17 protein-coding genes are annotated in these 20185 nt (G+C 64.4%); 12 read left to right on the plus strand and 5 right to left on the minus strand.

What is annotated here, in order from left to right:
* Positions 1-36 precede the first annotated feature (36 nt).
* The 12 genes from RAN53_RS08595 (at position 37) to RAN53_RS08650 (ending at position 15290) form a co-directional block, all read left to right on the plus strand.
* Positions 37-1554 carry an NCS1 family transporter gene (locus RAN53_RS08595; protein ID WP_305796403.1) on the plus strand — a complete coding sequence of 506 codons (1518 nt, stop codon included), beginning with the start codon at positions 37-39 and terminating at the stop codon, positions 1552-1554.
* Between the two features lie 164 nt (positions 1555-1718).
* On the plus strand, positions 1719-2420 hold the full coding sequence (locus RAN53_RS08600; protein WP_305796404.1) for an isochorismatase family protein: 702 nt from the start codon (positions 1719-1721) through the stop codon (positions 2418-2420).
* Positions 2421-2565: 145 nt separating this feature from the next.
* Positions 2566-3609: a GlxA family transcriptional regulator gene (locus tag RAN53_RS08605; protein WP_305796405.1), complete on the plus strand. Its 1044-nt coding sequence runs from the start codon at positions 2566-2568 to the stop codon at positions 3607-3609.
* 295 nt (positions 3610-3904) lie between these two features.
* Positions 3905-5206: a serine hydroxymethyltransferase gene (gene glyA, locus RAN53_RS08610; protein WP_305796406.1), complete on the plus strand. Its 1302-nt coding sequence runs from the start codon at positions 3905-3907 to the stop codon at positions 5204-5206.
* 50 nt (positions 5207-5256) lie between these two features.
* Positions 5257-6507: a sarcosine oxidase subunit beta family protein gene (locus RAN53_RS08615; protein ID WP_305796407.1), complete on the plus strand. Its 1251-nt coding sequence runs from the start codon at positions 5257-5259 to the stop codon at positions 6505-6507.
* Positions 6508-6518: 11 nt separating this feature from the next.
* Complete coding sequence (locus RAN53_RS08620; RefSeq protein ID WP_161431654.1) at positions 6519-6893, plus strand: sarcosine oxidase subunit delta; 375 nt, start codon at positions 6519-6521, stop codon at positions 6891-6893.
* Complete coding sequence (locus RAN53_RS08625; protein ID WP_305796408.1) at positions 6890-9928, plus strand: sarcosine oxidase subunit alpha family protein; 3039 nt, start codon at positions 6890-6892, stop codon at positions 9926-9928. The genes RAN53_RS08620 and RAN53_RS08625 overlap by 4 nt, the downstream gene beginning before the upstream one ends.
* Complete coding sequence (locus RAN53_RS08630; protein WP_305796409.1) at positions 9921-10571, plus strand: sarcosine oxidase subunit gamma; 651 nt, start codon at positions 9921-9923, stop codon at positions 10569-10571. Before RAN53_RS08625 ends, RAN53_RS08630 begins: the two co-directional genes overlap by 8 nt.
* Positions 10572-10633: 62 nt before the next feature.
* Complete coding sequence (gene purU / locus RAN53_RS08635) at positions 10634-11500, plus strand: formyltetrahydrofolate deformylase (RefSeq protein WP_305796410.1); 867 nt, start codon at positions 10634-10636, stop codon at positions 11498-11500.
* Between the two features lie 109 nt (positions 11501-11609).
* Positions 11610-12989 carry an L-serine ammonia-lyase gene (locus RAN53_RS08640; RefSeq protein ID WP_305796411.1) on the plus strand — a complete coding sequence of 460 codons (1380 nt, stop codon included), beginning with the start codon at positions 11610-11612 and terminating at the stop codon, positions 12987-12989.
* 177 nt (positions 12990-13166) lie between these two features.
* Positions 13167-14147, plus strand: a complete 981-nt coding sequence (locus RAN53_RS08645; protein WP_305796412.1) for a GlxA family transcriptional regulator — start codon at positions 13167-13169, stop codon at positions 14145-14147.
* Positions 14148-14357: 210 nt separating this feature from the next.
* Positions 14358-15290, plus strand: a complete 933-nt coding sequence (locus RAN53_RS08650) for an ABC transporter substrate-binding protein (RefSeq protein ID WP_414842971.1) — start codon at positions 14358-14360, stop codon at positions 15288-15290.
* A gap of 11 nt (positions 15291-15301) precedes the next feature.
* Here RAN53_RS08650 and RAN53_RS08655 read toward each other — a convergent pair whose 3' ends face one another.
* From RAN53_RS08655 to RAN53_RS08675, 5 genes are all read right to left on the minus strand, one after another.
* Positions 15302-16162 carry an alpha/beta hydrolase gene (locus RAN53_RS08655; protein ID WP_305796413.1) on the minus strand — a complete coding sequence of 287 codons (861 nt, stop codon included), beginning with the start codon at positions 16160-16162 and terminating at the stop codon, positions 15302-15304.
* Positions 16159-17604: a BCCT family transporter gene (locus RAN53_RS08660; RefSeq protein ID WP_305796414.1), complete on the minus strand. Its 1446-nt coding sequence runs from the start codon at positions 17602-17604 to the stop codon at positions 16159-16161. Before RAN53_RS08660 ends, RAN53_RS08655 begins: the two co-directional genes overlap by 4 nt.
* A gap of 140 nt (positions 17605-17744) precedes the next feature.
* Complete coding sequence (locus RAN53_RS08665) at positions 17745-18206, minus strand: thioesterase family protein (protein ID WP_305796415.1); 462 nt, start codon at positions 18204-18206, stop codon at positions 17745-17747.
* Entirely contained in the window at positions 18206-19162 is a 957-nt protein-coding gene (locus tag RAN53_RS08670) for an L-carnitine dehydrogenase (protein ID WP_305796416.1), read from the minus strand. The genes RAN53_RS08665 and RAN53_RS08670 overlap by 1 nt, the downstream gene beginning before the upstream one ends.
* The gene (locus RAN53_RS08675) at positions 19159-20091 is read right to left on the minus strand and encodes a 3-keto-5-aminohexanoate cleavage protein (protein ID WP_305796417.1); all 933 of its coding nucleotides are present in this window, start codon (positions 20089-20091) and stop codon (positions 19159-19161) included. The genes RAN53_RS08670 and RAN53_RS08675 overlap by 4 nt, the downstream gene beginning before the upstream one ends.
* Positions 20092-20185: the final 94 nt, after the last annotated feature.

Raw genomic sequence — 20185 nt, forward strand, 5'->3', positions numbered from 1 at the left:
CCCGATGAATAATTTTAAAACACCAAGGGTAATAATATGACCACATCAGATACTGGTGTTGCCAGCAGACCTGTGCCAAAATCGTCTGAAAAGAATCATCTGCTAGAAGAATCCATACTCCCCGTAGTCAACAATCAGAGACCGATTACGGCCTTAGGTTTTGTCTGGATATGGGTTGGCATTGCCGTCATGATCGCCACCTTCCAACTTGGTGCCAATGGCATTACGGGTGTTCCACTCTTACATGTTGTGTTGGTCATCTTCTTTGCCAACGTAGTGCTGGCTTTACTGATGTTATTGACGGCTGATATTGGCACCGAGCATGGCCTTTCGTTCTCGGTTTACCTAAGGGCGCCGTTTGGCGTGTATGGGACGCACTTGCCATCCGTGTTCCGCGGTGTAATAGCTGCAATATGGTTTGGCATACAAACCTACCTTGGTGCGTTGGCGCTTAATGGAATTTTTGAGTACCTGACGGGATACTCCAACTGGGCTGTGTGGTATTTCTTGTTTGCGGTTGTTCAAGTGGCTAATACGGCAATGGGCATAAAGGCTGTTGAGCGGCTTGCCGCTATTGCGGCACCGGCCATTCTGGCAATTTCGATCTGGATGTACTTTACCCTCGATGTTCTGGCGAAAACTCAGGGAATTAATATCTGGAGATTCGTTGGCGATCAGGATGTGACAGTTCTCACTCTCTTCCTTGCCAATGTGGCGTTCTGGTCTACACTGGCCATTGATATTCCCAATATCACTAGGTTTGTCAAGTCCCCCTCTGGGGAGAGGCGTTTCTTTCATCGTAACAAGAATGTTCTGCTAGCTCAGCTTCTCGCTCTTCCGGCGACACAGGCATGGATAGCCTTGATCGGTGCCGTATCTTTCATAGCCGCAGGTGACTGGAACCCTGTCACCGTAATTCAGGGGCAGGGCGAGGGACTTAGCCTGATCATTCTTCTCGTCCTAGTTATTCTGGCCCAGTGGTCAACCAATAATGCGGCAAACCTGATCCCTGCGGCTCTTGCCTTTGTCAATGCCGGAGCTCCAAGGGTTCCTTATCCTGTCGCGGTGGCGATAGCTGCTGCAGTAGGCACGCTGTTCATGCCCTGGAAGATACTGGACAACCTTTTCAGCTTCCTGTTTTCTTATGGTGCTTTCCTATCTGCCATCGGTGGAATTATGGTGGCTGATTACTATTTTATAAGAAAGAGGAGGATCAATATCCCGGACCTCTATCGCGAGCATGGTCAGTTCCACTATGTCAGAGGGTTCAATCCGGCAGGAATCATTGCATGGGTAGTGGCTGGAACGGTGGCCTTCTATTCGGCGCAGTGGGCCTTTGTTCTAGGCTTCTTTCTCGGTGGGCTGATCTACTTCGCCATCATGCGCCTGTTTGTGATGAGGAGGTTCTCTCAGAATGAATGTGGTCCGGAAATCTCGGACCGCTACCTGGGGACCAGTGCGGGTTATAACTGGGTCTATGATCGAGAACTCCGAGACTTCAAGCGTGTGCTTTCCAGTGAGTTGGATAAGGATGTCTCGCGAGAGGACCTCTAGGTGCCGTACCGGGGTTGATTGTTGTTCTGGGTGGCATCAATTCTCTCATAAATGTAATTGGACGGCATTAAACTTGATGGTTAATCTTAAAGTTGCCTAAAGGCACAAGGTTTATCAGTGCATCCAACTGAATAAGTAAGTCTCTTTAATCTGGAGTAAATGAAATGTCCCAAGATCTGATGGCAATGCTTGAGCAGGCTTTCGAAGAGTCCACCAAGCTTTACCAGGAGCGTGGCTTCCAGCGTCGCGTCGGCTTTGGCAAGAAGCCGGCGCTAGTGAGTGTTGACCTCGCCAATGCCTGGACCCGTCCCGGTAACCCCTTCACCTGCGATCAGGAGAAGATGGATAACGAGATCATCCCCGGCATGCAGAGGCTTCTCAAGGCCTTCCGCGCCGCGAATCTGCCGGTCATTCACGTAACGACGGCCTACGAGATCACCGACCGCAACGCCCCCTTCACCGACATGGGGCTGTGGCACAACAAGATCCCCGTCGATGTCGTTGATCTTGCTGACAAGGAGCTATGGGCCATCGATTCGCGTATTGCTCCGGTCGAGGGTGAGTATACGTTGCTGAAGAAGCGTGCTTCCTCCTTCCACGGTACCGAACTCGCAGGCATCCTGCGTGCCAACGGCGTCGACACCATCCTCGTGACCGGGGTGACGGCCTGCGCCTGTGTGCGCCAGACGATCTGTGATGGTATTGCCGATGGTTTCCGCCCCATCGCGGTCAAGGAGTGCATCGGCGATCGTGTGCCGGGGGCCGTGGCCTGGAACCTGTTCGATATCGATGCCAAGTTCGGGGATGTTGAGTCCGTGGATCGCTGCGTGGATTACATCGAGACCATCGGCCATTCCCAGTCCTGAACCTGTCAAGCTCGCCTCGAGCAGGAAGCGAGCCCCTGGGGGCTCGCTTCCTGCTTTTTTTCATGCTGGCGTAGTCCGCATCGCGAGTTAGGTATTCTGACCTCAAGGAATCGAGCTTCCGGGCTGTAATGCTATGTCGTCGAATATGACTCCCAACCGCACGACGCTAGGCGAGCCTTTGGCCATCGGCTTCGTCCTGCTGCATCGCTTTACGCTGATGCCTTTCGCCGCCTTCGTCGACTGCCTGCGCCTGGCCGCCGACGAGGGAGACCGTTCGCGTCAGGTGCGTTGCCACTGGACATTCATGACCAGTGTCGGCGAGGCGGTCCTCTCCAGTGCCGGCGCTGCCATCTCGCCCTGCGAGCGTTTCCGGGACCCTGCCGAGTTCGACTACCTCGTGGTGATCGGTGGCGTGCAGGATGATGGCGAACGTACGGACTCCACCGCCCTGGCCTATCTGCGCCAGGCGGCCGAGGCGGGCGTGCCACTGGTAGGGCTATGCACCGGCGTCTTCGCCCTTATCCAGGCGGGGTTGATGAAGGGGCGACGCTGCTGCGTCAGCTGGTACCACCATCGCGACATGATCCAGCGCTTCCCCGCCATCCAGCCGGTGGCCGATCGGCTGTTCATCGACGATGGCGACCGGCTCACCTGTGCCGGGGGCGCGGCGGCGGCCGACCTGGCGGCGTATCTGGTCGAGCGCCACCTGGGCAAGGCGTGGGCCATGAAGAGCCTCAACATCATGTTGCTCGACGAGGCCCGGGCGGGCACCCATCCCCAGCCCCAGCCGGTGGTATTCGGCAAGATCGAGGACCGTCTGGTGCGCCGTGCCATCGCGGTGATCGAGCAGCATATGGGTGAGGCCATCTCGATGGAGGCGTTGGCCGAGCGGATCGGTACCTCGCGCCGCAATCTGGAGCGTCGCTTCCGCGAGAGCCTTGGTGTCAGCCCGCTCAAGTTTTCCCGCGACCTGCGCCTGCGCTATGGCCTGTGGCTGCTGCACTACACCGGCAAGAGCATTACCGAGATCGGCGAGCGCTGCGGTTTCGCCGACACGGCCCACTTCTCACGCCAGTTCCGCAGCGCCTTCGACATGACCCCGTCGGAGATGCGCAAGCGTGCCGGAGAGCCTGGCAGCGACCGGGTCGACCCCTTCTTCCTGCATATCGACGGCCGGCCTACCCTCTGAGCCCTCGGCAACACCTCAAGGTGCGCGTGTCTTCATGCTTGCCGTCAGCGCGTCACCGTCCGGCGTTCCCCGCTCGCCGAGCGGCAAGCACGATTCCTGGCGTTCAGGAATCCTGTCGCATCTGTTCAATCCCTTCCCCTCTCCGTCGTCTTTAATCGATGCATATGCCGGACGCCCTGCGTGGCGGTTATCCGCGCATAAGGATTTCAAATTTTCCCCATGACAGGCGTACCGATAGATTCCGGTCATGGGGTTTTGAAAAACGAACAATGAGCGACAACAACAGGAGAAACTCATGAATCACGCCTCTCTCACCAGCTACGATTCCCAGATCGCCGCCGCCATCGCCGACGAAGTGGCCCGCCAGGAGGCCCACGTCGAGCTGATCGCCTCCGAGAACTACGCCAGCCGTGCGGTGATGGAGGCTCAGGGCACCCAGCTCACCAACAAGTATGCCGAAGGCTACCCCGGCAAGCGTTACTACGGCGGCTGCGAGCACGTCGACGTGGTGGAGCAACTGGCCATCGACCGCGCCTGCGACCTGTTCGGTGCCGACTACGCCAACGTCCAGCCCCACTCCGGCGCCCAGGCCAACGCTGCGGCCTTCATGGCCCTGGTCAAGCCCGGCGATACCGTGCTGGGCATGAGCCTGGCCCACGGTGGCCACCTGACCCACGGGGCGGCGCCGAACTTCTCCGGCAAGCACTACCACGCCGTACAGTACGGCCTGAACCCGGAGACCGGCGAGATCGACTATGCCGAGGTCGAGCGTCTGGCGAAGAGCCACAAGCCGAAGATGATCATCGCCGGTTTCTCTGCCTATGCCCGCGTCGTCGACTGGCGTCGTTTCCGCACCATCGCCGACGAGGTAGGCGCCTGGCTGATGGTCGACATGGCCCATGTGGCAGGCCTGGTCGCCGCCGGCCACTACCCGAGCCCGCTGCCCCACGCCCATGTGGTCACCACCACCACCCACAAGACCCTGCGTGGCCCACGCGGCGGCCTGATCCTCTCCGCCACCGGCGATGCCGATCTCTACAAGAAGCTCAACGGTGCGGTCTTCCCCGGTCAGCAGGGCGGCCCGTTGATGCACGTCATCGCCGCCAAGGCGGTGGCCTTCAAGGAGGCCATGAGCCAGGAGTTCGTGCAGTACCAGCGGTGTGTCATCGACAACGCCCGCGCCATGGCCGATGTCTTCCTGGAGCGTGGTTATGACGTCGTCTCCGGCGGCACCGACGACCATCTCTTCCTGGTCTCGCTGATCAAGCAGGGAGTCACCGGCAAGGACGCCGATGCAGCACTCGGCCGCGCCCATATCACCGTCAACAAGAACGCCGTGCCCAACGACCCGCAGAGCCCCTTTGTCACCTCCGGGCTGCGTATCGGCACCCCGGCGGTCACCACCCGCGGTTTCGACGAGGCGGAGTGCAGCGACCTGGCAGGCTGGATCTGCGACATCCTTGATGTGCTGGCCGAGCAGGGCAACACCGACGCCGTGGAGGCCGAGGTGCGCGAGAAGGTCGCCGCCCTCTGCGAGCGCCATCCGGTCTACGGCGATGCCGCCCCGGCTGCGGTACGCGAAACCGCTACCGCCTGAACCCGCAAAGGATCGGCCCCGCCAGGCGGGGCCGGCCGAGGAGGAACAAGATGCAACGCTATTCAGGCTTCGGGCTGGCGAAACATGCGCTCAGCCACCACGAGAACTGGCAGCGCCAGTGGCGCAACCCCACGCCCAAGAAGCAGTACGACGTGATCGTCGTCGGCGGCGGCGGCCACGGCCTGGCCACCGCCTACTATCTGGCCAAGAACCACGGCATCACCAACGTGGCAGTGCTGGAGAAGGGCTGGCTGGGGGGCGGCAATACCGCGCGCAACACCACCATCGTGCGCTCCAACTATCTGTGGGACGAGGCGGCACGTCTCTATGACCACTCGCTGGATCTGTGGAAGGGGCTGTCCCAGGACCTCAACTACAACGTGATGTTCTCCCAGCGTGGCGTTATGAACCTGGGGCACACCCTGCAGGACATGCGTGACATCCAGCGTCGAGTGCATGCCAACCGGCTGAACGGTGTCGACAGTGAGGTGATCTACCCCGACCAGATCAAGGAGATCGTGCCGGTCATCGACACCTCCAAGCGTGCCCGCTATCCGATCCTTGGGGCCTCCTGGCAGAAGAGTGCCGGCGTCGCGCGCCACGATGCGGTGGCCTGGGGCTACGCCCGGGCGGCGGACGCCCTGGGGGTGGATATCCTGCAGAATACCGAGGTCACCGGCTTCAAGATTCGCGATGGCCAGGTGTATGGCGTGCATACCAATCGCGGCGATATCGAATCCAAGACCATCGGCTGTGTCACAGCGGGCAACTCCGGCGTGGTGGCCAAGATGGCTGGCCTCACGCTACCGCTGGAGTCGCATCCGCTTCAGGCGCTGGTCTCCGAGCCGCTCAAGCCGGTGCTCGATACCGTGGTGATGTCCAACCACGTGCATGGCTATATCAGCCAGACCGACAAGGGTGACCTGGTCATCGGCGCCGGTATCGACGGTTACCTGGGCTACGGCCAGCGCGGCAGCTACTCCACCGTGGAGCACACCCTGCAGGCCATCGTCGAGATGTTCCCGATCTTCTCGCGGGTGCGCATGAACCGTCAGTGGGGCGGCATCGTCGACACCTGTGCGGATGCCTGTCCGATCCTCTCCAAGACCAGGGTCAAGGGGCTGTTCTTCAACTGCGGCTGGGGCACCGGTGGCTTCAAGGCGACACCCGGCTCCGGGCATGTGTTCGCGGCGAGCCTCGCCAAGGGCGAGATGCACCCCATCGCTGCGCCGTTCTCCATCGACCGCTTCAACACCGGCGCCCTGATCGATGAACATGGCGCCGCCGGCGTCGCGCACTAAGGAGAAATACGATGTTCTATATCCATTGCCCTTATTGCGACGAATACCGCGATGAAGAGGAGTTCCACCCCAAGGGCCAGGCGCATATCGCCCGTCCCGAGGACCCCGAGTCCTGCACCGATGAGCAGTGGGGTGCTTACCTGTTCTTCCGTGACAACCCGCGGGGTATCCACCATGAGCTGTGGGTGCACGCGATTGGCTGCCGCAAGTTCTTCAACATTACACGCAATTCGGCGAGCTACGAGATCCTCGAGACCTACCGAATGGGTGAGCAGCCCCGCTTCAGCGCCGAGCATCCCGAGGGCAAGTCCGCCGAGCAGGGGGCTGCCGTGAACGTCGCCGACGAGGCGGGAGTGGTCGCAGGTCAGGAAGGAGTCAAGGCATGAGTCAGGTTAATCGTCTTCGCCAGGGTGGACGCATCGATCGCGCCCGCACCCTGAGCTTCACCTTCAACGGCAAGCGCTATCAGGGCCATGCCGGTGACACCCTGGCCTCGGCACTGCTGGCCAACGGGGTGGATCTCGTCAACCGCAGCTTCAAGTACTCGCGGCCCCGGGGCATCGTCGCCGCCGGCGCCGAGGAGCCCAATGCGCTGGTCCAGCTGGGCAGCACCGAGGCGGCCCAGGTGCCCAACGTGCGTGCCACCCAGCAGGCGCTGTTCGAGGGCCTCACGGCGCAGAGCACCAACGGCTGGCCCAACGTGCAGCGTGATGTCATGAGCCTGGTCGGCAAGCTGGGCGGGCGCTTCATGCCGCCGGGTTTCTACTACAAGACCTTCATGGCTCCAGCCTCCATGTGGATGACCTACGAGAAGTACATCCGCAAGGGAGCGGGTCTGGGTCGCAGCCCGATGGAGAACGATCCCGACAGCTACGACCACCTCAACCAGCATTGCGACCTGTTGGTAGTCGGCGCCGGCCCCACGGGTCTGGCCGCCGCGCTGACAGCCGCCCGGGCGGGTGCCCGAGTGATCCTGTGCGATGAGCAGGAGGAGATGGGGGGCTCGCTGCTCGACAGCCGCGAGCTGCTCGACGACCGCCCCGCCGCCCAGTGGGCCGAGCAGGTGATCAGCGAGCTGGCCGAGAACGACAATGTCACCCTGCTGCCGCGCACCACCGCCAATGGCTACCATGACCATCACTTCGTGACCCTGCATGAGCGGCGCACCGAGCACCTCGGCGAAACGGCGCCTACCATCGACGGCGTCCGTCCTACTCGCTCGCGCATGCACCGCGTGCGTGCCGGCCAGGTGCTGCTCGCCACCGGCGCCCATGAGCGTCCGTTGGTCTATGGCAACAATGATGTGCCGGGCAATCTGGTGGCCGGTGCGGTCTCCACCTATATCCGCCGCTACGGGGTGGTGCCGGGCAACAAGCTGGTGCTCTCGGTCAGCAACGACCACGCCTACCGCGCCGCCCTGGACTGGGATGAGGCCGGCCGCGAGGTGGTGGCCATCGTCGATGCGCGCCGCAACCCGGATGGCGAGCTGGTCGAGCAGGCTCGCGCCCGCGGCATTCGCATCATCGAAGGCGCGGCGGTGCTCGAGGCCAAGGGCGACAAGCGCGTCAGCGGCGCCCGTGTGGCGACCATCGATGCCGCGGCCTTCAAGGTCACCGGTCAGGCCGAGCTCCTGGAGTGCGACACCATCGCCAGCTCCGGCGGCTACAGCCCGGTGATCCACCTGGCCTCTCACACCGGTGCACGACCCACCTGGGACGATGAGATCCTCGGTTTCGTGCCCAGCCTGGTGAAGGGGGTGCACGCCGCCGGCAGCGCGCGTGGCGTGCATGACCTGGCCGGAGGCCTGGCCGATGGAGCGGCCAAGGCGAGCGAGGCCCTTGCCGCGCTGGGCAAGTCCGCCAGTGCCATCGAGCCGCCCCGGGCCGATGCCATCCGCGAAGGCCAGGCCTGTGCCCTCTATCAGGTGCCCCACGAGAAGCCGACCCTGCGTGCGCCCAAGCAGTTCGTCGACATGCAGAACGACGTCACCGCGGCGGCCATCGAACTGGCCACTCGCGAGGGCTTCGAGTCCATCGAGCACGTCAAGCGCTACACCGCCATGGGCTTCGGCACCGACCAGGGCAAGCTCGGCAACATCAACGGCATGGCCATCGCCGCGCGCTGTCTCGGCAAGTCGATTCCCGAGGTGGGCACCACGGTGTTCCGGCCCAACTATACGCCGGTCACCTTCGGCGCCATCGTCGGTCGCCATTGCCGCGAGCTGTTCGACCCTGAGCGCTACACCGCGCTGCACCAGTGGCATGTCGAGAACGGCGCCGAGTTCGAGGACGTCGGCCAGTGGAAGCGCCCCTGGTACTTCCCGAAGACGGTGAATGGCAAGCAGGAAAGCATGGACGAGGCGGTGGCCCGCGAGAGCCTGGCGGTGCGTACCGGCGTCGGCATCCTCGATGCCTCGACGCTGGGCAAGATCGATATCCAGGGGCCGGATGCCCGGGAGTTCCTCGGTCGCGTCTACACCAACAAGTGGGCCAAGCTGGCGCCGGGCCGGGTGCGTTACGGCCTGATGTGCAAGGACGACGGCATGCTGATGGACGACGGCACCACCAGCTGCCTGGGCGAGAACCACTTCCTGATGACCACCACCACCGGCGGCGCCGCCGGCGTGATGGAGTGGCTGGAGCTGTGGCACCAGACGGAGTGGCCGGAACTGCAGGTCACCTTCACCTCGGTCACCGATCACTGGGCGACCATGACCGTGACCGGCCCGGATGCGCGCAAGCTGCTGTCCGAGATCACCGATATCGATCTCGACAGGGAGCAGTTCAAGTTCATGGACTGGCGCAACGGCAAGGTAGCCGATGTCCCGGCGCGGGTGTTCCGCATCTCCTTCACCGGGGAGCTGGCCTACGAGATCAACGTCCAGGCCAACTACGCCATGCACGTCTGGAAGACCCTGTTCGAGCACGGCAAGAAGTATGACCTGACGCCCTACGGCACCGAGACCATGCACGTGCTGCGTGCCGAGAAGGGGCTGATCATCGCCGGTCAGGATACCGACGGCTCGGTGACCCCCGAGGACCTGGGCATGTTCTGGGCGATCGGCTACGACAAGCCGTTCTCCTGGATCGGCAAGCGCGCCCTGACGCGTCCGGATACGGCGCGCAAGGACCGCAAGCAGTTCGTGGGGCTCAAGCCCGTCGACCCGAAGGTGGTGCTGGAAGAGGGCGCCCATATCGTCGTCGACAAGGACCAGCCCATCCCCATGGATATGCTGGGCCACGTGACCTCGAGCTATTACAGCCCGAACCTGGAGAGCGGCTTTGCCCTGGCAGTGATCAAGGGCGGCCGCGACCGCATGGGCGAGACGCTCTATGTGCCGATGCCGGACGGTCAGGCCCATGAGGTCGAGGTCGTCAGCCCCGTATTCATCGATCCCAAGGGAGAGCGTCAGCATGTCTGATATCACTTACGGCAAGGTTGCGACCTTCAACACCCATCCGGACGCCTCGATTCCCATGGAGTCACCGCTGTCGGTGGCGTTCAACACGGGCAGTGTGCCCGCCGCGACATCCGGCAGCCGGGTCCTGTTCAAGGAGCAGGCCTTCCTGGGCCACCTGATCCTGCGTGGGGGTGCCATCGTTCTCGACGAAGCCGTGCGCAAGGTACTGGGCATCAGCCTGCCCGGCCAGCCCCTGGGGCTGGCGCTGGACGCCAGCGGCGAGCGCAGCGTTCAGTGGCTGTCGCCGGATGAGTGGCTGGTGATCGTGCCCGGTGGCGAGGAGTTCGAGCTCGAGCAGCGGCTGCGTGACGCCCTGGGCGATGCCCACTATGCCATCGTCGATGTCAGTGGCGGCCAGACCCTGGTTTCCCTGGAGGGAGAAAAGGCCCGCGAGCTGCTGATGAAGTCGACCAACTACGATGTTCACCCGAGCCGCTTCCCGGTGGGCAAGGCGGTCAGTGTGGTGTTCGGCAAGTCCAGCCTTATCCTGCGTCGTCCCAGCGAGGAGCGCTATGAGCTGGTCCTGCGCAGAAGCTTCGCCGACTACCTCTATCGCTGGATCCTCGATGCCGGCGCCGAGTACGCCATCGGCGTGGAACAGTGACGGCTGTTGCTTGTTAGAAGAGAGAGGGCCGGCATCTGCCGGCCCCTTTCGGGAGAGATGAGATGAAAGACAACAACAATCGCTGGATCCTGGCGGCCCAGTGCCCGAGCCGGCTGGGCACCGTGGATGTGGTGACGCGCTTCCTCAAGGAGAGCCGCTGCTACATCACCGAGCAGCACTCCTTCGATGATCGCCTGAGCGAGCGCTTCTTTATCCGCACCGAGTTTCGTCCCGAGGAGGCGGATTTCGATGCCGAGGCCTTCCAGGCCGAGTTCGCCGCCCGCGCCGCCGAGTTCGGGATGACCTTCGAGCTTACCGCTCCGGGCACGCGCATGCCGGTGGTGATCATGGTCTCCAGGGCCGATCACTGCCTCAACGACCTGCTCTACCGCTATCGCATCGGCCAGCTTCCCATCGATATTCGCGCCATCGTCTCCAACCACCCGGACCTGGCAGACCTGGCGGAGTGGCACGGCATTCCCTACCACCACTTCCCGATCACGCCGGAGACCAAGCCCGAGCAGGAGGCGCAGGTGTGGCAGGTGGTACAGGAGACCGGCGCCGAGCTGGTGATCCTGGCGCGCTACATGCAGGTGCTCTCCAGCGACATGTGCGAGAAGCTCAGCGGCCGTGCCATCAACATCCACCACTCGCTGCTACCGGGCTTCAAGGGCGCCAGGCCCTACCACCAGGCCTATGAGAAGGGCGTCAAGCTGGTCGGCGCCACCGCCCACTACATCAACGACGACCTGGACGAGGGGCCGATCATCACCCAGGGGGTGGAGCCGGTGAGTCACGCCGACTACCCGGAGGACCTGGTGGCCAAGGGGCGCGACGTCGAGTGCCTTACCCTGGCCCGAGCGGTGGCCCTGCACGTGGAGCGCCGTGTCTTCCTGCACGCCAAACGCACCGTGGTCTTCGATCGTTAGGCACTGCACTGCACTGCACTGGACGCGTATCGCGTAGGAGGCCGGCTTTGCCGGGCGAACGGCGCCGTCAGGCGCCTATCGATGAATTCAATAACAAGGTCATAGCATCATGCCAATCAGCGTCTTCGATCTGTTCAAGGTCGGCGTCGGGCCGTCCAGTTCCCACACCGTGGGCCCGATGCAGGCCGCCTGCAACTTCGTCGCCGAGCTCGAGGCCAGGGAGCTGACCGAGCACGTCACGCGTCTCGAGGTCGAGCTCTTCGGCTCGCTCTCCGCCACCGGCATCGGCCACGGTACCGACCACGCGGTGATCATGGGGCTGATGGGCGAGCGTCCCGATCGCATCGATCCCGATGTCATCGCCCCGCGCATCGACGAGCTCAAGACCTCGGACACGTTGCGCCTGGCCGGCCGCCACCGCGTACCCTTCGTCTGGGCACGGGACATGCGCCTGCTCGAGGAGAGCCTGCCCCGCCATCCCAACGCCATGCGCCTGGTCGCCCACGGCGAGGCCGGCGAGCTCCATCGCAACACCTACTATTCGGTGGGCGGCGGCTTCGTCATCGACGAGGCCCAGTCCGCCGAGGGCGCGCTGGACACCGACCATACCCGGATTCCCTACGACTTCCAGACCGCCGACGAGATGCTGCGGATGTGTCGCGACAGCGGCCTGCGCATCAGCGAGCTGATGATGGAGAATGAGAAGGCGTGGCGCAGCGAGGCCGAGATCCGCGCGGGGCTCTGCGAGATCTGGCAGGCCATGCAGGCCTGCGTGGCCAAGGGCCTGGAGGCGGAGGGGGTGCTGCCCGGCGGGCTAAATGTCCGCCGCCGCGCCAAGGCGCTGCACCGGCACATGCTGGCGAGCACCAATGACCACTCGTTGATCGCCTCGACCATGTCGGCCATGGACTGGCTGAATCTCTATGCCCTGGCGGTCAACGAGGAGAATGCCGCCGGCGGCCGCATGGTCACCGCTCCCACCAATGGCGCCGCGGGCATCATCCCCGCGGTGCTTCACTACTACATGCAGTTCCAGGCCGGTGCCTGTGACCGTGACGTGGTCGACTTCCTGCTCGCCGCCGCCGCCGTGGGCATCCTGTGCAAGAAGAACGCCTCCATCTCCGGCGCCGAGGTGGGCTGCCAGGGCGAGGTGGGCTCCGCCTGCGCCATGGCCGCCGCCGGCCTCACCGAGGTGATGGGTGGCACCATCGACCAGGTGGAGAACGCCGCCGAGATCGGCCTGGAGCACAACCTGGGCCTGACCTGCGACCCGGTGGGGGGACTCGTCCAGGTGCCCTGCATCGAGCGCAACGCCATCGCCTCGGTGAAGGCGATCAACGCCGCCCAGATGGCGCTGCGCGGCGATGGCCAGCACTTCATCTCGCTGGACAAGGTGATCCGCACCATGCGCGACACCGGCGCCGACATGCAGGCCAAGTACAAGGAGACCTCGAAGGGCGGGCTGGCCGTCAGCGGGATCGAGTGTTAACGGCAGCTAACGGGGAGTCAGGCTCAACTCATGTGTATAGAGGGGTGAAGGAAGGGTGGCGTACCCTGTAGGCCGGTCACGCCAGATCGCAACCCGCGATGAATGGATACGCCATTACCACGAGGTGCTACCGCAGCGTCATGTCGGTCGTGGTGAAACAGCATTGAGGAGCCAGCCATGCGCCTGCACTACCAGGGCCCACTACCCGAGCTGATCGGTTTCCTGCTGTTGCCGCGCTTCTCGATGATGGCCTTCTTCTCGGCGGTGGAGCCGCTGCGCATCGCCAATCGCATCAGCGGGCGACCACTGTTCGACTGGACACTGTTCGGGGTCGACGGTGAGCCGGTCACCGCCAGTAACGGCATGACCCTGCTGGTCGACCGGCCGGCCGGTGATGCTCACGCCCTTCCATCCCTGGCGGTGTGCAGCGGCTTCGAGCCCGAGGCACATCTGAGCCGGCCCCTGATGGCCTGGCTGCATCGCCTGGACCAGGCCGGCTGTACCCTGGGCGGGCTTGATACTGGCTGCTTCCTGCTCGCCGCCGCCGGCCTGCTGAAGGGAGAGCGGGTCACCCTGCACTGGGAGAGCCTGCCTGCCTTCCGTGAACGCTTCCCTGGCATCGAGACGTCCGACGAGCTGTTCGAGCTCGGTCCACGGCGCTTTTCATGCGCCGGCGGTGCCGCTGCCATGGACATGGCCCTGGAGGTGATCGCCCGACGCCACGGCACCCGCCTGGCGCTGGATGTCTCCGAGCAGCTGATTCATGACCGGCTACGCAGCCGCAGCGACCAGCAACGCATGGCCCTGGCACGTCGCCTGGGCACTCATAACCGTCGTCTGGTACAGGCGGTGGCATTGATGGAGCGCCATCTCGAGGCGCCGTTGGCGCTTGGCGAAATTGCCCGCCGCTGCGGGATTACCTCCCGCCAGTTGCAGCGGCTCTTTGCGCAGCACCTCGCCAGCACGCCCCAGGGCTGGTACCTGGGTCTGCGCCTGGAGCGAGCCCACCAACTCCTGGTCGAGACCGATCTCGACGTGCTGGCGGTGGGCCTCGCCTGTGGCTTCGCCTCCGGCACCAGCTTCTCCCGCGCCTTCCGCGAGAGCTACGGTTATCCGCCGCGGGAGGCACGGCGGCAGTTGCCAAAGGTCGAGCGGTAAAGGTGGAGGCTCATGAGCACCGTCGCAGCACGAACAGTGAGGAAGCCTCGAAGGGGGTGGACAGGTCTTCAGCGTTATCGATTGTTGAGAGGAGCGGGGTCTGGGTCAGCAAGAAAAGTCGCCCTGCGACAGGAATAAGTCGCTCTTTGTCGAGACGCTCGCCCGCAGTCGGGCAGACTGAAGACACATTCCCTGCAGGAGGCCTGCCCGATGCGTGTACTTCCCCGGACCTTGATTCGTTCCACCGCCCTGATGCCGCTACTGCTGGCAGGGCCGGCAATGGCCGAGCTTGAAGAGGTACGTTTCGGCGTGCCGCCCTGGCCGGGGGTGACGGTGAAGTCCGAGGTGGCTGCCCAGCTGATCGAGGCCATGGGCTACGAGACACGTCAGAGCGATCTGGCTGTCAGTGTCATCCTCGAAGGGCTGACCCGCAACGATCTGGAGGTCTACCTGGGGGGCTGGTACCCGGTGCAGACGGAGATGGTCGAGCCACTGGTGGAGCAGGGCAAGGTCGAGAAGCTGGTCTCCAATATCCGGGGCGCCAACTCGGGGCTGGTGGTGCCGCAATACGTCTACGATGCCGGCGTGACCTCGGTGGCCGATCTCGACGCCCATCGTGAGCGCTTTGACGGCGAGATCCAGGGCATCGAGGCGGGCACCGGTATCAATACCGCCATCCTCGCGGCTATCGATAATGACCTTGCAGGTCTCGGCGACTGGGACCTGCGCGAGAGCTCCACGGCAGCCATGCTGGCCCAGGCCGAGCACAAGATGGCCGACGGCGAGTGGCTCACCTTCGTCGGCTGGGAGCCGCACTGGATGAACGTCAGCTTCGATCTGGCCTACCTGGAGGACGCCGACGGCGCGGGTATTGCCGAGATCGGCAGCACGGTGTGGACGGTGGTGCCGGCGAGCCTGGCCGAGGAGGACCCCCAGCTGCACCGCTTCCTGTCACAGTATGTGGTGGACATCGAGGATCAGAACGCCTGGGTCCACGGCTACAGCTATGAAGATCGTGCGGCGGACGAGGTAGCCAGCGACTGGGTCGGCGAAAATCTCGATACCGTGGCTGGCTGGCTGGAAGGCGTCGAAGCACGCGACGGCACGCCCGCCATCGAGGCGGTACGCTCCCTCTACCAGTAAGCTCGACGGCGTTACTCCCCGAGCCGCCCCTTCAGCGCCTGGCAGAACGCCTGCCAGGCGTTGTGCATTTCTGGAAGTCGCGCATGGGCGTGCAGGGCACCGTGAACCATGACGTCGGCACAGCGATAGCCGATGCAGGCACCGTCATGCCGCCAACGTGCTACGGCGGCCTCCAGCGGACGGGTGAGCGGGTCATGCGCTACCGCCAGAACCTCCATCTGTCGCACGGGTGGCTCGGCCTGCGTGTCGGGGGGGATTGCTTCTGGACAGTAAGCGGCGATGCCCAGCACCTCTTCCCGGGAGAGCAAGGGCGCCGATGCGCCCAGGGTCGACTCATCGATTCCATCCACAGGCGGATAGATCAATCCTAGTGGCACCTCTGTGGGTAACTTGACGGCCAGATCCAGTACCAGCCGACCACCGGCACTGTCCCCCACCAGGGCGAGCGGTTCGCAGGCGTCGGCCACGGCAAGGCAGTCGGCCAGCATCTCGGCATAGCACGCCTCGGGGGCCAGGCGGTAGTCGACGCTGATCACCTCGCGGCCCAGGCGCGCGGCGAGGCTGGCAGCGACGCCGTGATGGCTGCGCACCGAGCCGATGATAAAGCCGCCGCCGTGAACAAACAGCACCCTGCCTAAGCGAGCCTCCGCGGGCACGAAGCGGCGGACGTCAACGCCGCTGCATCGCTCGTCGATGACATGCATGCCCGACGGATCGGGTGGGGCGAACGTCCTGCATAACGCATCGTAGCGCTCTCGAGCCTCGGGCCAGTCGAGGCCGTCCAGGCTGGCCAGGCCGGCCTCGAAGCGGGCGATGAAGTCGCCGATTGGCCAGACGTCATCGTCGGGCGTCGTGGGCAAGTCAACGCTCACGGGAGCCTCCTTGTCGTTCGGAATTCGCTCTGGTGGTGGCAAGCCAGTGGGTTTACAGCGACGCCGTCAGCAGTTGATGGCTGCGAGCGGTATTGCCTCAAACGTATCAGGAAGGCCGATACCAGGGCGAAGATGCCGAAGGCAACCGGAATGGCCGCCACCGAGATGAGCGAGAGAATGACCTTGAAGATGTCGCCGTCCAGCCAGTTGATGACTACCGCCAGAGCAGCCATGGTGACGATCCAGAAGGCCCGCGAGCGCTGGACGGTGAGCATCTCACAGACCAGGCCCGCGGAGTCGGCACTGGTGACGAAGAACAGCAGGATGTTCAGCGCAAGGATCGCCGATAGGAAGCCGTGCTCATCCACAAAGGCCATCAGGGCGAAGACGTCCTCGGCGCCGGTGTTCAATCCGCCAATTCCGAAGGTGGTGAACCACAGGCAGGAGAACAGGCTCGGCACCAGCATCACGCCGAGCACCAGCTGGCGCAGCGTGCGGCCTTTGGAGATACGCGCGATGAACACTCCGGTGAAGATGAACCAGCCGTACCAGGCGGCTTCGAAGGCGTACAGCCAATCGGCCAGCCAGGCCTTTTTCTCGGGGTCGTCGTAGCCGACCTCCAGGGCCATCGCCGGGTACTGCAGCACATAGTCCGGCATCAGCCGGGCGAAGGTGGCGAGAATCTCCAGCGGTGCGGTCAGCACGAAGATACCCGCCATCAGGGCCAAGGCGAGGAGCGCGTTGTAGTTGCTCAGCCACTTGATGCCGCGCTTAAGCCCCGAGGCGCTGGAGGCGATGGCGAACAGCGAGAGTGCCACGATGATCGTGGTCGAGCCGACCTCGATGCCCAGGAACTGCGCGGCACTCTTCTGCAGCGGGTCGGCGGCATAGGAGAAGGTCAGCGAGAGGCCGATCACGGTTGAGACCACCAGGCTGACCAGGTTGAGCTTGCTAAGGAAGCCGCCGCCAAGCAGGGATTCGGCCGGCTTGTCGAGCCGCATGTTGTACATGGCATGGGCGAAGATCACGCCGATGGCGAGATAGCCTGCCCAGGCCAGCAGCCCCCAGTGATTGAAGGCGTAAAGCAGCGCCTGATCCCTGCTCAGGCCGGCTTCCACGTGGTAGCGAGGCTCCAGGACGCCCCAGGTAACCAGGCCGATGCCCATGCCGGTGGCGAACAGCATGCCGAGCCAGGCGAGAGTGGAGAACTCGGGGGACTCTTCGCCGAAGCGCAGCCGGCCCAGCGGTGTCAAGGCGATGCCAACAAACAGCAGTGAGGCGAAGAAAGCCGGATAGGTGAAGATGAAGCCGAACTCGCCTATCACCCGGGTCTGAATGGTAGTCAACAGCGACTCGAAAGGGCGGGGTGCCAGGGCGGCGAAGGCGATCAGTGCGATGACCATGACGACGGTCGCCACGGAGGTCGTGAGGTTCTTGTTCATAAGCGGCTCTACAGGTTCGTGACGGAGTGAAGCTCGGCTGGCTTCGATAGGCGCCTTCCTCCAGGAAGAAAACGAGATGATGGTGTCGCCGAGGGCGCGCGCCGGGCGCTCTCGGCGATGTCGCGTGAGACGCGGTCGGCTTAGCGGCGCGGCGCCAGCCCGATGGTGCGCCCGGCGAGTGCCGGCCAGACGTCCGGCGCGGCGTGGGGCAGCGTGGCGATGAGGGCCTCGACCTCGGCGGGGAAGGGCGCGGGGCGGCCGCTCTCCTGGCCCATGCCCATCAGCATCTGCTCGCTGGTGGCGAGCAGGTTGCCTTCCTCGTCGTGCAGCTCGAGGAAGACGTGCAGCCGCTTGGCGTCGCGATCCAGCAGGGTCAGGGCGACCCGCAGCGGCTGCCCCTCGTGGGCCTCGCGGCGATAGCAGAGGTGGGTCTCCAGGGTGTAGATCGTATAGCCGTGCCGGTCGCGGCCGGCGGCATCCAGCCCGATATGGTCGATCAGCGCCTCGAGTGCCAGCGAGAACACCCGTGCGTATTCGGCGTCGTTCATATGGCCGTTGTAGTCGACCCACTCGGGGGCGACACGGCTCTCCAGGATCACCATCAGATGCGCCCCTCCAGGCCCTCGGCCTCGGGCCAGTACTTCTGCACCAGGTCGAGCAGCTCCACCAGGAAGTCGTCGCGGCGGCGGTCGAGCTCGGCCACCGGGCGGCCGGCGGCCTGGTGCTCGCAACCCTCGACGACCCTGTCAATCAGGGTGTCGGTAAGCTCGGGCGCCTCGAGCTTGGTCCAGGGCAGTTTCAGCGCCGGGCCGAACTGTTCGAGCATATGGCGCATGCCCTGCTCGCCCCCGGCCAGGTGGAAGGTGAGGAAGGTGCCCATCAGCGACCAGCGCAGTCCACAGCCATAGACCACGGCGGCGTCGATCTCCTCGGTGGTGGCCACGCCATCGTTGACCAGATGCAGGGCCTCGCGCCACAGCGCCTCCATCAGGCGGTCGGCGATATGACCCTCGATCTCGCGGCGCACCACCAGCGGGCGCATCGCCAGCGTCTGGTAGAGCGCCTGGGCGCGCTCGACCTGCACTGGGTCGGTGGCTGCGCCACCGACCAGCTCCACCAATGGCAGCAGGTAGACCGGGTTGAAGGGGTGGGCGACGATCACCCGGCCGGGCGCCTTGGCGCAATCTTGCTGCAGGTCGCTGGGCTTGAAGCCAGAGGTGGAAGAGCCGATGACCACGTGGTCTTCCGCCGCGGCATCGATGGCGGCGAGGATCTCCTGCTTGAGCGGCAGGCGCTCCGGCACGTTCTCCTGGATCAGGTCGGCGCCCTCAACGGCTGCCTCTAGGCGATCCACGAAGGTCAGCCGCGCGGGGCTGGCGCCCTCGGCCAGGCCCAGGCGCTCGAGCGAGGCCCAGGCGTTGTCGACGAAGGCGCGGGTGCGTGACGGTGCCTCGGGGTCCGGGTCGAAGGCCACCACGTCCCAGCCGCGGGCCAGGGCGCGGGCGATCCAGCCGTTGCCGATCACCCCGGTGCCGATCACGGAGAGCTGCTGGCTCATGCTGCACCCCCTGCGGCGTTCTCGATCGCTTTCTCGACAATATGACCGGTGTTCGGGTCGCGCAGCCCGAGCTGGGCGCGGGTCTCGGCCGGGGTCATGACACGGGCGCCGAGGTTCTCGAAGAGACCGGCGGCCTTCTCCACCAGTTGGGCGTTGGTGGCCAGCACCCCCTTCTCCAGGTAGAGGTTGTCCTCCAGGCCGACCCGGGCATGGCCGCCCAGCAGCACCGCCTGGGCCGCCATGGGCATCTGGTGGCGGCCGATGCCGAAGGCCGCCCAGTGGGCGTTATCCGGCAGCTTGTTGCGCATCGTCAGCAGGGTCTCGGTGTCCGCCTCGGCGCCCCAGGGGATGCCCAGGCAGAGCTGGTAGAGCGGATCGCCGTCGATCAGGCCCTCCTGCTGCAGCTGACGGGCGAACCAGATGTGGCCCAGGTCGAAGCACTCCAGCTCCGGCTTGACCCCGGCGGCCTGCACCAGTCGGGCGTGCTCGCGCAGCCAGTCGGCGGGGTTCACGTAGACCATGTCGCCGAAATTGAGGCTGCCGCAGTCCAGGGTGCAGAGCTCGGGAAGCAGCTCGCCCACAGGCTCGTGGCGCTCGCGCGGGGTCTGGATGTCGCTGCCCGGGCCGCCGCGGGTGGGGTCCTCGGCGTCGGGGATCCAGTCGCCGCCGCCGCCGGCGGTGATGTTCATGACGATGTCGACGTCCGCCTCGCGCACCCGCTGCATCACCTCGCGGAAGTGGTCCACGCAGTGGCTGATGCCACCGGTCTCGGGGTCGCGCACGTGGATATGCGCCACGCTGGCGCCCGCCTTGGCGGCCGCGATACAGTCGTCGGCGATCTGTTGCGGGGTCACGGGCACATTGGGGTTCTTGGCGGTGGTGTCGCCGGCGCCGGTGACGGCGCAGGTCAGGATCACGTTGCGGTTCATGTCTTGCCTCTGTGGCGGAGGAGTTGTCCCGCCTAGTGTGGCCAGCCTTGGCCCGGAAGAGTTGACCTGAAGCGACATTGTCTTGAGCTAATGC

It is taken from the genome of Halomonas sp. SSL-5 (assembly GCF_030708455.1).
Lineage (GTDB): Bacteria > Pseudomonadota > Gammaproteobacteria > Pseudomonadales > Halomonadaceae > Halomonas.

What these genes read in the sequence shown, in the direction of transcription:
- purU (WP_305796410.1), top strand. Translation starts at nt 10,634, where the DNA reads ATGAAAGACAACAACAATCGCTGGATCCTGGCGGCCCAGTGCCCGAGC.
- RAN53_RS08645 (WP_305796412.1), top strand. Translation starts at nt 13,167, where the DNA reads ATGCGCCTGCACTACCAGGGCCCACTACCCGAGCTGATCGGTTTCCTG.
- RAN53_RS08600 (WP_305796404.1), top strand. Translation starts at nt 1,719, where the DNA reads ATGTCCCAAGATCTGATGGCAATGCTTGAGCAGGCTTTCGAAGAGTCC.
- RAN53_RS08665 (WP_305796415.1), bottom strand. Translation starts at nt 18,206, where the DNA reads ATGGTGATCCTGGAGAGCCGTGTCGCCCCCGAGTGGGTCGACTACAAC.
- RAN53_RS08630 (WP_305796409.1), top strand. Translation starts at nt 9,921, where the DNA reads ATGTCTGATATCACTTACGGCAAGGTTGCGACCTTCAACACCCATCCG.
- RAN53_RS08605 (WP_305796405.1), top strand. Translation starts at nt 2,566, where the DNA reads ATGACTCCCAACCGCACGACGCTAGGCGAGCCTTTGGCCATCGGCTTC.
- glyA (WP_305796406.1), top strand. Translation starts at nt 3,905, where the DNA reads ATGAATCACGCCTCTCTCACCAGCTACGATTCCCAGATCGCCGCCGCC.
- RAN53_RS08595 (WP_305796403.1), top strand. Translation starts at nt 37, where the DNA reads ATGACCACATCAGATACTGGTGTTGCCAGCAGACCTGTGCCAAAATCG.
- RAN53_RS08625 (WP_305796408.1), top strand. Translation starts at nt 6,890, where the DNA reads ATGAGTCAGGTTAATCGTCTTCGCCAGGGTGGACGCATCGATCGCGCC.
- RAN53_RS08640 (WP_305796411.1), top strand. Translation starts at nt 11,610, where the DNA reads ATGCCAATCAGCGTCTTCGATCTGTTCAAGGTCGGCGTCGGGCCGTCC.
- RAN53_RS08615 (WP_305796407.1), top strand. Translation starts at nt 5,257, where the DNA reads ATGCAACGCTATTCAGGCTTCGGGCTGGCGAAACATGCGCTCAGCCAC.
- RAN53_RS08670 (WP_305796416.1), bottom strand. Translation starts at nt 19,162, where the DNA reads ATGAGCCAGCAGCTCTCCGTGATCGGCACCGGGGTGATCGGCAACGGC.
- RAN53_RS08660 (WP_305796414.1), bottom strand. Translation starts at nt 17,604, where the DNA reads ATGAACAAGAACCTCACGACCTCCGTGGCGACCGTCGTCATGGTCATC.
- RAN53_RS08650 (WP_414842971.1), top strand. Translation starts at nt 14,358, where the DNA reads ATGCGTGTACTTCCCCGGACCTTGATTCGTTCCACCGCCCTGATGCCG.
- RAN53_RS08620 (WP_161431654.1), top strand. Translation starts at nt 6,519, where the DNA reads ATGTTCTATATCCATTGCCCTTATTGCGACGAATACCGCGATGAAGAG.
- RAN53_RS08675 (WP_305796417.1), bottom strand. Translation starts at nt 20,091, where the DNA reads ATGAACCGCAACGTGATCCTGACCTGCGCCGTCACCGGCGCCGGCGAC.